At 66.7% G+C, this 14,817-nt stretch carries 12 protein-coding genes and 1 pseudogene; 6 read left to right on the forward strand and 7 right to left on the reverse strand.

What is annotated here, in order from left to right:
- Nucleotides 1-18: 18 nt before the first annotated feature.
- Genes MRUB_RS10405 through MRUB_RS16240 form a run of 3 tightly spaced genes read left to right on the forward strand, consistent with a single transcriptional unit; the run spans nucleotide 19 to nucleotide 2,789 of the window.
- Nucleotides 19-1,038, forward strand: coding sequence for a zinc-dependent alcohol dehydrogenase family protein (locus tag MRUB_RS10405; protein ID WP_013014314.1), 1,020 nt, complete (start codon nucleotides 19-21; stop codon nucleotides 1,036-1,038).
- 8 nt (nucleotides 1,039-1,046) lie between these two features.
- Nucleotides 1,047-1,817, forward strand: a complete 771-nt coding sequence (locus tag MRUB_RS10410; protein ID WP_013014315.1) for an SDR family NAD(P)-dependent oxidoreductase — start codon at nucleotides 1,047-1,049, stop codon at nucleotides 1,815-1,817.
- Nucleotides 1,818-1,820: 3 nt separating this feature from the next.
- A complete protein-coding gene (locus MRUB_RS16240) occupies nucleotides 1,821-2,789 on the forward strand; it encodes a zinc-dependent alcohol dehydrogenase (RefSeq protein WP_013014316.1) in 969 nt (322 codons plus the stop codon).
- Here MRUB_RS16240 and MRUB_RS10420 read toward each other — a convergent pair.
- Both MRUB_RS10420 and trxA read right to left on the reverse strand, forming a co-directional pair.
- Nucleotides 2,786-4,012, reverse strand: coding sequence for a cytochrome P450 (locus MRUB_RS10420; protein ID WP_013014317.1), 1,227 nt, complete (start codon nucleotides 4,010-4,012; stop codon nucleotides 2,786-2,788). The genes MRUB_RS16240 and MRUB_RS10420 overlap by 4 nt on opposite strands.
- 61 nt (nucleotides 4,013-4,073) lie before the next feature.
- Entirely contained in the window at nucleotides 4,074-4,406 is a 333-nt protein-coding gene (gene trxA, locus MRUB_RS10425) for a thioredoxin (protein WP_013014318.1), read from the reverse strand.
- A 99-nt stretch (nucleotides 4,407-4,505) separates the two neighbouring features.
- On the opposite strand from trxA, the gene MRUB_RS10430 reads away from it, so the two are divergent.
- Nucleotides 4,506-4,847, forward strand: coding sequence for a DUF309 domain-containing protein (locus tag MRUB_RS10430; RefSeq protein WP_013014319.1), 342 nt, complete (start codon nucleotides 4,506-4,508; stop codon nucleotides 4,845-4,847).
- Between the two features lie 59 nt (nucleotides 4,848-4,906).
- Here MRUB_RS10430 and MRUB_RS10435 read toward each other — a convergent pair whose 3' ends face one another.
- Together MRUB_RS10435 and MRUB_RS10440 are read right to left on the reverse strand one after the other, a co-directional pair.
- Nucleotides 4,907-5,344 carry a QcrA and Rieske domain-containing protein gene (locus MRUB_RS10435; RefSeq protein WP_013014320.1) on the reverse strand — a complete coding sequence of 146 codons (438 nt, stop codon included), beginning with the start codon at nucleotides 5,342-5,344 and terminating at the stop codon, nucleotides 4,907-4,909.
- Between the two features lie 199 nt (nucleotides 5,345-5,543).
- Nucleotides 5,544-7,055: an alkaline phosphatase gene (locus MRUB_RS10440; RefSeq protein ID WP_013014321.1), complete on the reverse strand. Its 1,512-nt coding sequence runs from the start codon at nucleotides 7,053-7,055 to the stop codon at nucleotides 5,544-5,546.
- 128 nt (nucleotides 7,056-7,183) lie between these two features.
- Between MRUB_RS10440 and MRUB_RS10445 the strand changes: the two genes are divergently transcribed.
- Complete coding sequence (locus MRUB_RS10445; RefSeq protein ID WP_013014322.1) at nucleotides 7,184-8,179, forward strand: asparaginase; 996 nt, start codon at nucleotides 7,184-7,186, stop codon at nucleotides 8,177-8,179.
- An 89-nt stretch (nucleotides 8,180-8,268) separates the two neighbouring features.
- Here MRUB_RS10445 and MRUB_RS10450 read toward each other — a convergent pair whose 3' ends face one another.
- Nucleotides 8,269-9,522 (reverse strand): esterase-like activity of phytase family protein, encoded by a 1,254-nt coding sequence (locus MRUB_RS10450; protein ID WP_013014323.1) that lies wholly within the window; start codon nucleotides 9,520-9,522, stop codon nucleotides 8,269-8,271.
- A 92-nt stretch (nucleotides 9,523-9,614) separates the two neighbouring features.
- On the opposite strand from MRUB_RS10450, the gene pyrF reads away from it, so the two are divergent.
- Nucleotides 9,615-10,391, forward strand: a complete 777-nt coding sequence (gene pyrF / locus MRUB_RS10455) for an orotidine-5'-phosphate decarboxylase (RefSeq protein WP_013014324.1) — start codon at nucleotides 9,615-9,617, stop codon at nucleotides 10,389-10,391.
- A 3-nt stretch (nucleotides 10,392-10,394) separates the two neighbouring features.
- Here the strand turns inward: pyrF and MRUB_RS10460 are convergent.
- Nucleotides 10,395-13,183 (reverse strand): annotated as a pseudogene (locus tag MRUB_RS10460) (tetratricopeptide repeat protein).
- A gap of 134 nt (nucleotides 13,184-13,317) precedes the next feature.
- On the reverse strand, nucleotides 13,318-14,817 hold the full coding sequence (gene pxpB, locus MRUB_RS10465; RefSeq protein ID WP_013014325.1) for a 5-oxoprolinase subunit PxpB: 1,500 nt from the start codon (nucleotides 14,815-14,817) through the stop codon (nucleotides 13,318-13,320).

Genomic DNA, 14,817 nt, shown 5'->3' on the forward strand with positions numbered 1-14,817 from the left:
TATCTAGGAGAAATCGTCATGAAAGCTGCTGTGATTACCCGTCCCCGGAACCTCGAGGTTCAAGACCTTGCCCCCCCCTCCCCCGGCCCCGGCCAGGTGCTGGTGCGGGTGGGCGCGACCGGGGTCTGCGGCACCGATCTTCACCTTTTTGAAGGCCACTTCCACGCCAACCTTCCACTGGTGCCCGGCCATGAAATTGCCGGGGTGATCGAGCAACTGGGCCCTGGGGTAACCCATCTGCAAGAAGGGCAACTGGTAGCCCTGGATCCGGTGATCGCCTGCAACCGCTGCTGGGCCTGCCGCCGGGGCCAGCGCCAACACTGCCTGCACTTCCAGGCCCTGGGGGTGACCCGGGCCGGCGGGTTTGCCCAGTACGTGGTGGCGCCGGCCGAAAATGCCTATCCAGTCAAAAACCTGAGCGCAGAGGAAGCCGCTTTTGCTGAACCGCTGGGGTGCGTGGCCTGGGGCCTGCTGCGCCTGCAACCACAGCCCGGGAGCAGCGCCCTGCTGTTTGGTGCCGGGCCCATCGGCCTGCTGCTGATGCAGGCCTTGCTGATCTCAGGGGTCAGCACGGTTACGGTGGTGGATCCGGTGGCCGAGCGGCTGGCGCTGGCCCGGCAGCTCGGGGCTGCCCATACGGTGCAGAGCGGGCCGCAGCTCGAGCGCACCCTGCGCGAGCTGGCCCCCTACGGCTTCGATATTGTGGCCGAGGCCACCGGCCATCCGCAGGTGGTCGAGGCCATGCCCAGCTATGCGGCCGTGGGCGGCAAGCTGCTCATCTTCGGGGTGGCCCCCGAGGAGGCCCGGGTACAGATCAGCCCCTACGACCTTTTCCAGCGCGATCTGAGCCTGATCGGTAGTTTTTCCCTCAACGGCACGCTGCCCATCGCCCTGAACTGGCTGGAAACGGGTCGTGTGCAAGTAAAACCCCTTATCAGCCACCGCCTGCCGCTGGAGGCCCTGGGCCAGGCCCTGGCCTACAAGGAGCAGCCCGGGCTGGGCCGGGCCCTCAAGGTGTTGATTGTTCCCGAAGCGTAGGTGCGGCCATGATACTGGATAAGTTCAGACTCGAGGATCGCTTGGCTGTGGTCACCGGCGGGGGCCGGGGCATTGGCCTGGCCATCAGCACCGCCCTGGCCGAGGCCGGGGCCCAGGTGGTTATCGCCGAGCTGGATGCCGAGGCGGGCCAGCGGGCAGCGCAAAGCCTACAAAGCCAGGGGCTGCGGGCGGAGTTCCGCCCCCTGGACGTAACCCAGTCGGCCCAGGCCGATGCGCTGGCCCAAAACCTCCACCAGGCCTATGGGCGGGTGGACATCCTGGTCAACAACGCCGGCATCTGCCGCAACACCCCGGCGCTGGAAACCCCCGACGCCGAGTGGCTCCAGGTTTTCGACATCAACGTGCACGGGGTCTTCTGGTGCAGCCGGGCCTTTGGCCGGGTGATGGTGGCCCAGGGCCGCGGCAGCATCATCAATATCGCTTCGATGTCGGGGTTGATTGTGAATAAACCCCAGCCCCAGGCTGCCTATAACGCCTCCAAGGCCGCGGTGGCCCACCTCACCCGCTCGCTGGCCGCCGAGCTGGCCCCCTTTGGGGTGCGGGTTAACGCCATCTCGCCGGGCTACATCGGCACCGAGATGACCCGGCGGGGCCTCGAGACCCCCGAGTGGCGCCGGGACTGGCTGGGCCTGACCCCCATGGGCCGCCTGGGGGAGCCCTGGGAGGTGGCGACCTGCGCGGTGTTTTTGGCCTCGGAGGCCAGCAGCTACCTGACCGGCAGCGAGCTGGTGGTGGACGGCGGGTACACAGTCTGGTGAAGCATGCGTGCGGTAATCCCAGCCCCTCATGTAATCCAGTGGTCGGAGGCCGACCCACCGCAGCCGCAGCACGGTGAGGTGCTGCTCGAGCCCCTGGCGATAGGGGTGTGCGGCTCCGATTTACACGTGTACGAAGGCCAGCACCCCTTTGTGCGCTACCCGGTCTTCCCCGGCCACGAGGTGGCCGCCCGGGTGGTGGAGGTGGGTTCGGGGGTAGACCCCGCCTGGCGGGGGGCGCTGGTGGCCCTCGAGCCCGCCCTCACCTGCGGCCAGTGCGTGCCTTGCCGCAGCGGCCGCTACAACATCTGCGAGCGGCTCCGGGTCATGGGCTTCCAGGCCCCTGGGGCCCTGGCCGAGCGCTTTGTGAGCCCCGTCCAGAACCTGCACCGCCTGCCCCAGGGGTTTGATATCGAGTTAGGGGCCATGGTCGAACCGCTGGCGGTGGCGGTGCACGCGGTGGCCCTGACCCCCGTACAGGGCAAGCGGGTGGCGGTGCTGGGAGCAGGCACCATCGGACTGCTGGTGGCGCAGGTTGCCAAGGCTTACGGTGCAGCCCAGGTGGTGGTGGTGGATCTGCTCGAGGCCCGGCGCCGGGCGGCCGAAGGGCTGGGGCTAGCGGCCAAAGCGCCAGATGCTGCCAAGTACGAGGTAATTTTTGAGTGCGTGGGTAACGAAAGGGCCCTCGAGGCGGCCATCCAAGGAGCCCACAAAGGCGGTACGGTGGTGGTGGTGGGGGTATACGGCCGGCCCACCACCCTGTCCGCCGGCCTCGTCCAGGACTGGGAACTCACCCTGAAAGGAAGCCTGATGTACACCTTCTCCGACTTTCAGGAGGCCATCCGGCTACTGGCCCAGCAGAGAGTGCTGGCCCAGCCCCTTGTCACCCACCGCTTTGCCCTGAACGAGGTTCAACCTGCTTTCGCCGCGGCTTTGGGACGGGATAAAGCGCTCAAGGTGCTGTTGCTGGCCTAAAAAGCCACCGGCATGGCCTTGTGGCCCCGGATCACGAACCCACCGGCGTACTCGATCCGGTCGGTGGCCAGGTGGATGTTGGGCAGCCGCTTGAGCAGGGTCTGGAAGGAGGTCTGGAGCTCGAGCCGCGCCAGGGGTGCGCCAATGCAGTAGTGGATGCCCAGGCCAAAGGTCAGGTGGTAGTTTTCCGTGCGGGTCAGACAGAGCCGGTCGGGATCGGGGAACTTGCGTGGGTCGCGGTTACCCGAGGCGTACATCAGGGCCACCTCCTGGCCGCGCCGCAGGGGGATGCCTTTGTACTCGAAGTCCTCGAGCACCCAGCGCTCAAACATCGGCAAAGGGGTGTCGTAGCGCAGCAGCTCCTCCACGGCCAGCTTGAAAAACTCCGGGTGGTTCTTGGCCGCTGCCTCCTTGGCCTGCTCCATCTGCTCGGGGTTGCGCGAAAGGGCCAGGAAGCCAGCGGTGGTACCATTGACCGTAGCCTCGTGGCCAGCGTTCAGGAGCAGGATGCAGTTGGCCACCAGCTCGTCGGGGGTGAGTTTGTCGCCCTGCTCTTCCACCTCCACCAGGGCCGAGATCAGGTCGTCGCCGGGCTTGCGCCGGCGTTCGTCGGCCAGTTGCCGGATGTAGGCCGAAAACTCCACCACCGCCTGGTTGGCCTCCCTGGCCTGCTCATCGGTGAAGCCCAGCTCGTACAGCTTGACAATTTTGGCCGACCAGGGGCGCAAAAGGTGCCGATCCTCCTTGGGCACGCCCAAAAGCTCGGCGATCACCGTGACGGGCAGGGGTTCGGCGTAGTCCCGCAGAAGATCCATCTGGCCCAGGTCTTCGGCCCGGTCGAGCAGTTCGTTTACGATGGCCTGAATCTTCCCGCGCAGCCCCTCCACCCGGGCCGGGGTGAAGGCCTTCATCATCAGGCCCTTGAGCCGGGTGTGCTTGGGCGGCTCGTTATCGAGCATGTGGTTTTCCTGGAAGTGGTCAAAGTCGCGGGTCAGCGGGTTGGGCGGCGGCCAGCCCAGCTCGTCGCGGGAGAGGATGTGGGTAATCGAGCGGCCCAGGCGCTTATCGCGCAACAGGTTGGCGATGTCCTCGTAGCGCAGGAAGAAAATTTTGTTCCAGACCTCGTCGTAGAAGACTGGCAGGTTCTCCCGCAGGTGGGCCAGGGTGGGGTAAGGGTCGTAGATAAAGGCAGGGTCGTTGATGTTGAGGTGATAGCTGTGCATCAAGCCAAAGCATAAGCCCCCTTGGCCGTCCAGGTAAGGGGGCTGCGCTTATGGGATGGGCCTAAGCGCTAACCTGCACGTGCTTATTGAGCCGGGCCACAAAGTTGCTCTTGGGGGCCGCCCCCACCATGACCTCCACCGGCTGCCCGTCTTTGAAAAGGATGATGGTGGGGATGCTCATCACCCGGAATTTCATGGCGGTCTGGGGGTTGGCATCCACATCCAGCTTGGCGACCGTTACCTTACCCTCGTATTCCTTGGCCAGCTCCTCCATCACCGGCGCTACCATGCGGCAGGGGCCGCACCATTCGGCCCAGAAGTCCACCAGCACGTACTTATTTTCCTTGAGGGTGGCGTCAAAGTTGGCATCGTTGACTTCGATCGGTTTGGCCATAGTTATTTACCTCACAGGCTAGGCCCAGGCACAGGCCCTCTAGGCTCCACACTCTAGCACGGCTGGCCGGCTGCAGGGGAAGCCGATACACTTTTTATAGTGCAAGGAATCGATTTGTTGAATAGGCCCGAATACACCGAGGCGCTCGAGCTTTGGCATCAGGGACGGTTCTGGGAGGTGCACGAGGCCCTGGAGCCTCTCTGGCAGCAGCTTTCGGGCCCGGATCGGGAGCTGACTCATGGGGTTATCCTGCTGGCCGCTGCGTTGCATAAAGCCAGGGACAACCCCCGGGGTGGCTGGCGCAACTTTCACAAAGCTTTGAAGCATCTGGAGGGCCTGCCTGCAACCTACCGGGGGGTTCGGGTGGTTGATTTGATTGAGGCCACCCGCCAGGCCCTGCAAAAAGGCCCTGGCCAGATACCCGCCTTTCCTCGCCTGTGACAGGCGTCTGGGGCCATGCAGGTGAAGATGGCTGTTGGTTTACAGAACAGGCGCGAACGCTAAGCGTCCAGCCACCCCACCGCCCAGACCGCCCCCTCGCGCAGCTCGAGGCGGATCGCCAGCAGGTCGGTGGGGGCAGGCCCCGCGACCCTGAGGCCATCGGCCTGGAAGCGGCTGCCATGACAGCCGCACTCGATGAAGCGCTGCTGATCCGGCAGGGGCACCGTACAGCCCGCGTGGGGGCAGACCCGGGAGAAGGCAGTCAGAAAAACCCCCTGCGCCTCCAGCACCCGCGGGCTGGGCTGCGATGGGGGCGGCACCCGCACCAGCAAGCAGGGCTGGCCGGCAAAGCGGAACTCGAGGTCAGCCCAGACCTCGGGCAGTTGGCCGGGCTCGGCAATTCGCACCGGGGCCGGCGCCGGTGTCTGGCCCCGCCCCGCCGCACCCAGCGCCAGAAGGCCGGCCAGCAGGGTTTTACCGACCTCGCGTCTATTCACCTTGCCCTCCTGTGACAAAGGCAGGAGGCCAGGAACCTCCTGCCGTGTAGTGCGGAAGTTTTTATGCGCATTTCGGTAGTATCGCTCACTTTGACAAGCCTAAACGATACTACCGAAAGGCTTTTCTACTCCCTTCGGTCGGCTTGAATCCTTCACCTCTGACTACGCAGGGCGGTGAAGGATTCAAGCGGAAACGGCATTAGACCAGCACCAGGGCGTCCTCGGGATGGTTCCAGGGGCGCTCGGAGCGGCTCCTGAGCACCTCGAGGGCCTCCTGCTCGCTCATCACCGGGTTCTGGAAGCGGATGCCCAGGGCCCGGGTCATCAGGGTGAAGTTGTAGGTGTTGTCAATCAGGCCGATCCGGGCCGCCCCAATCCCCCGGCCATACACCCCAAACAGGGTGGGGCTGGCGGTGTGCTGCCCCGAGTTCCAGCCGATGTTGGGCAGGTCGGGCTTGCGGGCATCGGTCTGGCGCATCACCCAGGAGAGGGTGTTGGCGGGCTGCACGCCGTAGCGCACCGTGTCGGGCTGGTAGACCCGCTGGGCGATGGCGTCCACCACCGCCTGGGCCTGCTCGGGTTTGAGGGTCACGCCCTTCACGGTGCGGAAGATTTCCACCACCTGTTCGGGGCTGGGGTTGTTGCCGAGGCGGCCCAGCATGAACTCGAAGGTGCCTTTCTGGTTCTCGAGCATCAGCACCCCGGCGCTGCTCTCGCGGTAGGAAGAGCCGGTGCCATACAGCGCAGGCGCCCCGCAGACATGGTCGGAACCAATGATCAGCAGGGTGTCGGGGTTCTGATCCACAAAGTTCATCACCACTTCCAGGGCCTCGTCGGCGGCCAGGATATCCCACAGCGAGCCCGCGGGGTCGTTGAGGTGGTTGGCGTGGTCGATGCGGGCGGCCTCGACCTGGAGCACAAAGCCCTTGGAAGAAGCGGCCAGACGGGGCAGGGCCGCGCGGGTCATCTGGGCCAGGCTGGGGGTGTCCACGCCCTGGAAGCGCCGGTCGGCCTCGTAGGGGATGTGGCTGCTGCTGAACACGCCCAGCAGCTTGGAGGCGTTGGAGGCCTCGAGCTCCCGCAGGTTCTTCACCACCCCATACCCCTTGGCCGCGTAGGCGGCGTAGAGGTCTTTCTTATCGCGGCGCACCGCTGGGTCGAAGAAGCGCTGGCCTCCACCCAGGTACACTTCCGCGCCGAACTCCAGGTACTGCTCGGCGATCTGATCTTCGGCGTTGCGGTCGGGGTTGGAGATCACGAAGCCCGCCGGGGTGGCATGGGTGATGGTGGCGGTGGAGACCAGGCCCACGGCCTTGCCCTGCTGCTTGGCCAGGGCGAAGATGGGGGTGAGCTGGCGCCCATCTACGTGAATAGCCAGCCCGCCGTTCACGGTCTTGACCCCGGTGCTCCAGGCGTTGGAGGCTGCGCTGGACTCGGTGACAAAGCTGGTCAGGCTGTTGGTGTTCTGCAGCCCGCTCACACCAGTAGCCAAAAAGCGCTCCAATGCCAGCGGCTTGCCCAGCACCCGCCGGGCGTAGAACTGGGCGATGGCGTAGTCTTCCCAGCCCATGCCGTCGTAGGCGAAGAAAATCAGGTTGCGCGCACGGGTCAGGATGCCCGGCTGGTTGGCTTGGGCGCTCTGGGCCTGGGCCGAGAGGGCCGCAGCAGCTCCGGCGACCACTCCTGCTTTGATTAGGTCTCTGCGTTTCATACCTGTACCTCCATCCAATATGCTTAGCAAGGCCTGTCAAGCCTTGGTCAACACACAAGCAGAGCTGGGCCACACTTCCCCTCCCTCGAGGCTTACCAGCCAGGGCCTCATGCAATAGGCTATGGGCGATGAACGCGTACACCTACCTCTACCGCGGCGGCCTGCTGGAAAACCGCCACAAGGTTTCGCTGGCTATTGTGGAGCCCTCTGGCCGGGTGCTGGCCTACGGCGGCAACCCCTACCTCCAGGCCCCCCTGCGCTCCTCGGCCAAGCCCTTCCAGGCCCTGGCCCTCTACCTGAGCGGCGCCATCCAGCGCTTTGGCATCACCCCGGCCGAGGTGGCCCTGACCTGTGCTTCCCACGATGGAACCGAGCAGCACGTCGCCGTGGCCGCCAATTACCTGCGCAAAATTGGCCTGGACGAAAGCTATCTGGCCTGCGGCACCCATCCCCCCTTCGACAGCGAGGCGCGCAAGGCCCTGCAGCAGGCCGGCCAGGCCCCCACCCCCCTGCACAACAACTGCTCGGGCAAACACACCGGCATGCTGGCGGCCGCCCTGGCGCTGGGGGTAAGCCCCCGCGGTTACGAACAGCCCGAGCACCCGGTGCAGCAGCTCAACCTGCAGACCCTGCGGGAGCTATCGGGCCAGCCCCACATCCCCTATGGCGTGGACGGGTGCAGCGTGCCCACCTTCGCCTTGCCCCTGGCCCCCGCCGCCCGGATGTTTGCCCTGCTGGCCTGGCCCGAGGCCGCCCCTGCCAGGTACCAGGCCGGCCTGGAGGCGGTTTTTCAGGCCATGCGGCAGCACCCCGACCTGGTGGCCGGCCCCAAAAGCATTGACACCGTGCTGATGCAAAAGCTACCGGGACTGGTGGCCAAGCGCGGGGCCGACGGCTACTACGGCCTGGCCCTGCGGGAGACCCGCTGGGGCCCCCTGGGCATCGCCCTCAAGGTGGAGAGCGGCTCCAACGAGGCCCGGGAACCCATGGTAATCAGGCTGCTGGAGGAACTGGGCCTGCTCTCGCCAGAAGTGGAGCTGGAGTGGCGCCGGCCGCCGGTTCGGAATGTGCGGCGGCTCGAGGTGGGGCATCTGGAGGCGAGGCTCGAGCTTTCCTGGGTCTAGAGCACTCAAGGCAACCCCGATATTCCGGGTGGGGGCAGCGTACAGAGCACCACCCGGCATCGGGGCTGCAGGCTGCCTGGTGCTACGTCCTAACCTCGAGGCTGGCCCACCCCAGGTGCCGGACGCAGGGGCGCAGGAAGGCGGAGCCAGATAAACTCGTTGGCGTCCTTGACCTCGGCCCCGCGCCCGCCTGTGGCCGGGTAGTTGTTGTCGTTGGCAACCAGCAGCGTGCTGGCGTCCAGCACCAGCACCGCCTCGATGGTGAAGTAAGGAAAGCGAAAAACCCCACCCTGGGTGCTGGGGGCCAGTCCCCTTGGATCGGCGATGTTCAGCAGGTCAACCACCAGCTCTTTAGCGAAAATCCCGTTGGCATCGCGCCGGTTGAGATCAATCTTGTAAATGCGCTTGAAGCGGGCCTCCGCACCTTGCCGGGCGTCGCGCTCGATAACCAGGTACTCGTTGTCGTTGATGACGGCCATCTCGCCAATGGCATGGGCAGGGTCGTCGAACTGGTAGCGGCCCACCAGACCCACCCAGCGCTTGCTGACCGGATCGAACTCCATCAGACGCACCGTGCCAGCAGGGTCGCCGCTAACAGTGCCCTCGAGCATGGCGTAGATGCGGTTGCGAGAGGGGTTGGTGGTCATGCCCTCATAACCCCTGGTAGTGGGCAGGTTGGCCGCGCTGGGCTGCCCCGGGCCTACCGGGTTCAGCAGGAGAGCCGGGTTCTGCGGAGCCCGCACCTGGTCTTTGCTAGGGTCTTTGCCCGCGCCGTAGTCGGGCGTGGCGAAGGGCGGATCCAGCAAAACACCGTTGGCATCGAAGTGCAGTAGATAAGGCCCGAACTCATCCCCAACCCAGAGGGTTCCATCGGCGGCAATCACAAACGATTCGGGGTCAAAGTCGTAGCCGGTGAGCAGGCGGTCGGGGGTGTTCTCGTTCAGGATGGGAAAAGGCACCAGGCGGTTGGGGTCGCGCAGTTGGATAAAGCGGTTTACCTCAACCGTTCCGGCGCCCCCCTGCGCGGTGCGGGGCCGCGGGGTCACAAGATACAGGCGCAATAGATAGTCCGGGCTGTTGGCCTTGGAGCCAAAACCGTTGTCGGAAAGCACCCAGTAACTACCGGGCTGCGGCCCGAACTGGACGGCGCTAAAACCCTGCACCGGCTGGCTGCTAAAGGGGGCCGGTGCGTTGCGAAAACCCGGGTTCTGGCGGTAGGCCCCACTGGCCGGCCCCTCGGCAAAAGTATCGGCAGGCAGAACCGCAAACCCCACCAGCTCCACCTGCGGTGCCTGGGCCAGCCCTATCGCAAACGACAAACCCAATGCCACCCATCGCTTCATATTTCACCTCCGACGATATGATGCACAGGCCAAAGTCAACACCCATTCAGCCGGCGCTTGAAAATTGGGTGACAAAAGGTAGGCTGCTAGCGATGGAGTTTGTTGAAGCAGTCGCATCGCGCCCACCCCTGGTGCTGGGGGTAGACCCCCGGCCCGAGCTACACGGCCCCAACCCACTGGCCCACATCCGCCGCTACACCCTCGAGCTTCTGGAAGCCCTGGCTGGCAGAATCTGCGCCGTCAAGTTCCAGGCCGCCTTCTTCGAGGCCCTGGGCCCGCAGGGTTTTACGCTGATGCACGAGCTGATCGTGGGGGCCCGGGTGCTCTCGCTGCCGGTGATTGTGGATGCCAAGCGGGGCGATATCGGCTCCACCGCCGAGGCTTATGCCAAAGCCTATCTGCAGGCCTATCCAGGCTCGGCCCTGACGGTGAATCCATACCTAGGCCGCGATGCCCTGGAGCCTTTTTTCAACGCGGCCCAGGCCTCGGGGGGCGCGGTGTTCGTGCTGGTCAAAACCTCCAACCCCGGCTCAGGGCTTTTTCAGGACTTGCCCCTGGAGCAGGGGGGTCGGCTGTACCAGGCTGTGGCGGACTACCTGGCCCAGCAAGCCGAGCAGCAGCGGGTGGGCGAGTGGTCGCGGGTGGCGGCGGTGGTGGGGGTGACCTACCCCGAGCAGGTTACCGAGATACGCCAGCGCCTCCCCCACTCCTTGCTACTCCTGCCCGGCCTGGGGGCCCAGGGGGGCCAGGCCATCAAAGGGCCGGGGCTGCTTAACTCGGCCAGCCGGGCGCTGTATTACCCCGGCGGCGAACCCGACCTGGAAGCAGCCGTGCGCCAGGCCGAGGAATACCTGGCCGCGCTGCGGTAACCCCTAGCCCCCTTTGAGCGCCCGCCTGAAAATCTGCGGGGCGAACTCGGCCACCGCCCGCAAAAAGCCGGTCACGCCGCGGGCCCGGCCCGGGGTAATGTAGACCGGCACCCCCAGGTTTTCGGCCTCCAGCCGCACCGGCTCGGAAAGGTCGTGGCCCACGTAGCTGCTGATGATCATCAGGCCGTGGGCCCGCTCGAGCCGGCTATGAATGCGCCGGATGACCTCCCGCCCCGCGGTGTAGCTATCGGAGTCGAACCAGTCGAGCTCGAGGCCCTGGTGTTGCAGGATGGGGGTCAGGCGGCTGCGAAGCTGGGTGTGCCCCCCACCACGATCAGGTACTCCCCGTGAAAGCGGGGCAACCCCTCGCGCATCAGAACCTCGGGGGTGACCCCGGCCAGGGTATCGGGGCCGCCCTCGAGGGTTGCCAGGGCCCTCGAGGTGGCCTTGAGCTCCTCCAGGTAAAGCTGTAGCTCGGGGTCGGTGGGGTTCAGGAAAAACAGGTTGCGCAGAATCTCGCGCGAAAGCTCGAGGTCTTTTTCCCGGTAATAGGCGATGTCCAGGGCCTTGCGCCAGGTCTCGGTGGCTTTCTGGTAGGCCCCGGTGCGCTCGTAGTGCTCGGCCAGGTCGTAGAGCACCTCCAGGGCCTCGGGGTTGCGAGCCAGCTCAGAAAGCAAGAGCCCCTCGGCCCCCAGGGCCTGCCCGGCGTTGTACAGCGCGGCCAGGTAGCGCCCCCGCACCGCCCCGGCCTCCTGGCTCTGGGAGAAGCTGCGCGAGAGGCGGTAGGCCAGCTCGAGGTGCTCCAAAGGCGGCTCGGCGGACTGTTCAAGGCTCTGGGTGAGCATCCGGAAGGCCTCCCAGGGCCCCTCCAGCTCCTCCACCAGTTTGAGTACGGGCTCAATCTGCGCGAAGGGCTGCAACCCCGCCTCGCGCACCCGGCCCAAGAACTCCCGGGCCAGCACCGGCTCCCCGGCTTCCCGCGCCTCCAGGGCCAGCTCAAACAACTGGGTTACCGGGTAGGCCCGGTGGGCGTGGGCCCGCTTGTGGTCGCCCAGCACCTCGAGCACCGGGGCCCCCAGGGCCCGCCTGGACAGGGCCAGCAGGTGGTAGGCCAGCCCAGCCGCCTCCCCCCTGGACTCCCGCGCGGCCCGCTCGAGGTAGCGCAGCGCCTCGGTGTGCCGCCCCTCGCGGTGCCGCAGCAGACCCAGGGCCAGCAGCGCGGTGGCGTCCTCGGCCCGGGCCACCGCATCGGTCAGGTAGGGCTCCGCTTCCTTCAGGTCGGCCAGCGGCACTTTGTCCAGGTCCTCGGGGCCCCGCACCTTCAGGCCCGCCAGGGCCAGCCCCAAAGCCCCGTGCGACTCCCCCAGCACGTACAGGCGCTGGGCGTACCGGGCCGCCCGGCCCCACAGGCCCTGCTGCAAGGCGGCCTGCAAGCCCGCCCGCAGCAGCCCGCGCGACAGCAGGTCGGGCGAGAGGTCTTCCACAAACTCCACCCGGCGGCTGGCCTCGCTCCAGTCGCCCTCGCGGCACAGGCGCACCACGCGCTCCTCGATGCGCTCGAGGGTGGTTTTGAGGTAGACCTCGGCCTCGGGCAGGCCGCACTCGAAAAGCTGCCGCAGGGCCTCCGAAAGCCGCCCCAGGCCCAGGTAGACCTTACCCAAGGCCAGTTTGAACCGCCCCCCCCGGCTGGACAGCGCCTCCAGGCGGGGCAGGGCCCGCTGGTAATCCTCCTGCTCGGCCCAGCACAGCACCCGCAGGTTTTCGGCTTCGGGCTGATGGGCCAGGGCCAGGGCCGCCTCGGCTTCGGCGTAACGCGCCAGGGCAAACAGGGCCCGGCCCCGCAGGTAGGCCAGCTCACCGGTGGTGCCTTCTGGCACACGGCCTAGCACCTCGGCATACGCGCCGCCCTCGAGCAAAGCCCAGACCTCGTCGCTCGAGGGCAGGGGGCTTGGTGTGCTTGGCCTGGGGTTCGGGGCTTCGCCCGGCCCCGGGGAGGGCTCGGGCCGTACCATCGCTACCGGCATTCGGGCGGTAATCAGGGTGTAGTCCCCCTCGCCTACCACCTGCACCGCCTCAAACCCCATCTGCACCAGGGCCTGCTCGACGGCCTGGGGGTTCTTGCCCAGAAAGGGGCCATGCGCGTAGGCCAGCAGACCGCCCGGTTTGAGCAACCCCTCGAGGCCCTGCAGGCGCCGCACAAAGTCGAAGTGCTCAAGGTAGTGGGGGGCCTCGAGGGTGTTGGGCAGGCCCCCCAGATACCCCTCGGGCAGGCAGGAGAGCAGCAGCACCGCGTCCATCTCCGGCAGGCCCGGTTGGTTTGGAAACCAGCCCTGGTGCCACTGTACCCCCGGGCCGGTGCGGGCTTGACCCACCTCCACCGCCTGGGCCACCCCCTCCAGGGCGTGCCACTCCAGCTCGGGCCGGGCCTCGCGCAGCAGCGTCACCAGCGCGCCGGTGAAGGCCCCCACCTCCAACACCCGCCCCTGGGCCGGCAAAAGCGGGGGCAGCACCCGCATATAAAACTCCACAAACGGCAGGTGCATGGCATACACCAGGGCTTCCAGTCGCTCCCGCGGGTGGCAGAGCACCGCGGTGTAAAAACTTCGCACCGCCTCCAGGTCGCCCCCTTTGGCCTCCAGATAGCCTTTCCAGGCGTCCAGGATGGGTTTTCGTCGGCCGGGGCTGCCGATGCGTTTGGCCAGCACCGCCTCGAAACGGCCCGGCGAAAGGGGGGCCTCGAGGTGAAACTGGCTACGAAAGTAGCGCTTGACTTGGGTGTTTACGGTGTCCACAAACCACCTCGCTCAACAGAAGCCGTTGAGGGGTATTGTGGCAAGTTCGGCCCAGGCTGTAAACCACCCAGCTCACTACCCCCCGTGGGTATGCGCCCCACCGGTTCAGGTCGTGGTCGGCGTAAGTGGGCGGGCTACTCGAGGGCAGCAGGTACGAAGCGAACCGTCTGCCCCGGGCGGAGCTGGGCCAGCCAGGGCAGGTCGGCCGGGTGCACCAGCGCCGGCTTGGCATAGCCGCCAATGCGGCCCCGGTCGTTGAGCAGCACAATGGGCTGACCCTCGGTGGTAATCTGCACCGCCCCCAGCGGGGTGGCCTCGCTGATCAGTTCGCCCCCCGGCACCTCCGGCCCCACAAACCGAAGCCCCATCCGATCCCCCGAGGCCAGCTCGTAGGTTCCAGCGCACAGAGCCCGCATCGCTTCCGGGCTGTACTGCGGCCCCGGCAGCAGGCGAACCCGCCGCACTCCCAGAGGGGGTAGGGCAAAGCCGAAGCCCGCTCGAGCCTCCCTTATCTCCGCCACCCCCAGCACATCACCGGCCTGCAAGGGCCGCCCGATCAGGCCCTTAACGTCGGTGCTGGCGCTCCCATAAAAGCGATCGCTCTCGAGGCCCCCCGCCAGGGCCAGGTAGCCCCGCGCACCGTCGGGGGCCGCGGCAAAGTGCAGCTTATCGCCAGTGCGCAAGGCAAAGGTCTGGGCCACCGCTACCGGCGCGCCGCCCACCAGGGGCCGCATTCCATAGCCCACAAAGACGGCCACCAGCGGCCTCAACGCGCTCAGCACGGGGCCCTTGAGGGTCAGTTCCAAAAGCGGCGCATCCGGGGGGTTGCCCACCAACCGGTTGGCCAGGCCCGCCAGCCGCCCATCCAGCACCCCCGAGGCCGCCAGCCCCAGGCGACCGGCCATGCGTCGCCCGCTGTCCATCACCAGATCCAGCAGGCCCGGCTCCTCCACCCGCAGCGCCGGATACCGCGGTGCCGCTGGCAGCAAGGGCTTGAGGGCGGGCACCGCCGGGGTGGGGCCTTCAGACGGCACAAACCGCACCCGGTCGCCGGCTTCCAGCAAAAACACCGGCGCGCGGTGGGGGTTGTAGACCTGGGTGAGCGCGGTGCCGATCAGGTGCCACCCACCGGGCGAGGGCAGCGGATAAATCCCGCTCTGGCTACCGGCAATCGCCACCGCGTGGGCCGGCACCAGGGCCCTGGGTGTTCCCCTTCGGGGTAGCCGCAGGCGCTCGGGCAGGGGCCCCAGGAAGGGAAAGCCCGGCGTGAAGCCGGTGGCGAACACCCGGTAGGGGGTCTGGCTGTGCAGCCGTACCACTTCCTTGACCGAAAGGCCGGTCTGTTCGGCCACCCAGGCCAGGTCGGGCCCATCGTAGCGAACGGGTATCTCGACCTCCTTGCCTGTAGGGGTACCGATTAACGTGTCTAGATGCCGGTGCACCCAGCGCTCCACCCGCGCCCGTGAAACCCGGTCGGCGTCGTACTCGAGGTAAAGCTTCACATAGCCAGGCACCACGTCGGTCACGCCCGGCAGCGGATCGGCCAGCAAGGCCCGCACCAGGGCCAGCATCCGGGTGTTGGCCTCGAGGTCGAGTTGTTCGGAGAAAGGCAGGTAGAAGCCGGTCAGGGTCAT

This window comes from Meiothermus ruber DSM 1279 (assembly GCF_000024425.1).
GTDB lineage: Bacteria > Deinococcota > Deinococci > Deinococcales > Thermaceae > Meiothermus > Meiothermus ruber.

Bases quoted from the DNA above. Each gene is read 5' to 3' on its own strand.
- MRUB_RS10405 (WP_013014314.1), top strand. From the start codon at position 19: ATGAAAGCTGCTGTGATTACCCGTCCCCGGAACCTCGAGGTTCAAGAC.
- MRUB_RS10410 (WP_013014315.1), top strand. From the start codon at position 1,047: ATGATACTGGATAAGTTCAGACTCGAGGATCGCTTGGCTGTGGTCACC.
- MRUB_RS16240 (WP_013014316.1), top strand. From the start codon at position 1,821: ATGCGTGCGGTAATCCCAGCCCCTCATGTAATCCAGTGGTCGGAGGCC.
- MRUB_RS10420 (WP_013014317.1), bottom strand. From the start codon at position 4,012: ATGCACAGCTATCACCTCAACATCAACGACCCTGCCTTTATCTACGAC.
- trxA (WP_013014318.1), bottom strand. From the start codon at position 4,406: ATGGCCAAACCGATCGAAGTCAACGATGCCAACTTTGACGCCACCCTC.
- MRUB_RS10440 (WP_013014321.1), bottom strand. From the start codon at position 7,055: ATGAAACGCAGAGACCTAATCAAAGCAGGAGTGGTCGCCGGAGCTGCT.
- MRUB_RS10445 (WP_013014322.1), top strand. From the start codon at position 7,184: ATGAACGCGTACACCTACCTCTACCGCGGCGGCCTGCTGGAAAACCGC.
- MRUB_RS10450 (WP_013014323.1), bottom strand. From the start codon at position 9,522: ATGAAGCGATGGGTGGCATTGGGTTTGTCGTTTGCGATAGGGCTGGCC.
- pyrF (WP_013014324.1), top strand. From the start codon at position 9,615: ATGGAGTTTGTTGAAGCAGTCGCATCGCGCCCACCCCTGGTGCTGGGG.
- pxpB (WP_013014325.1), bottom strand. From the start codon at position 14,817: ATGACCCTGACCGGCTTCTACCTGCCTTTCTCCGAACAACTCGACCTC.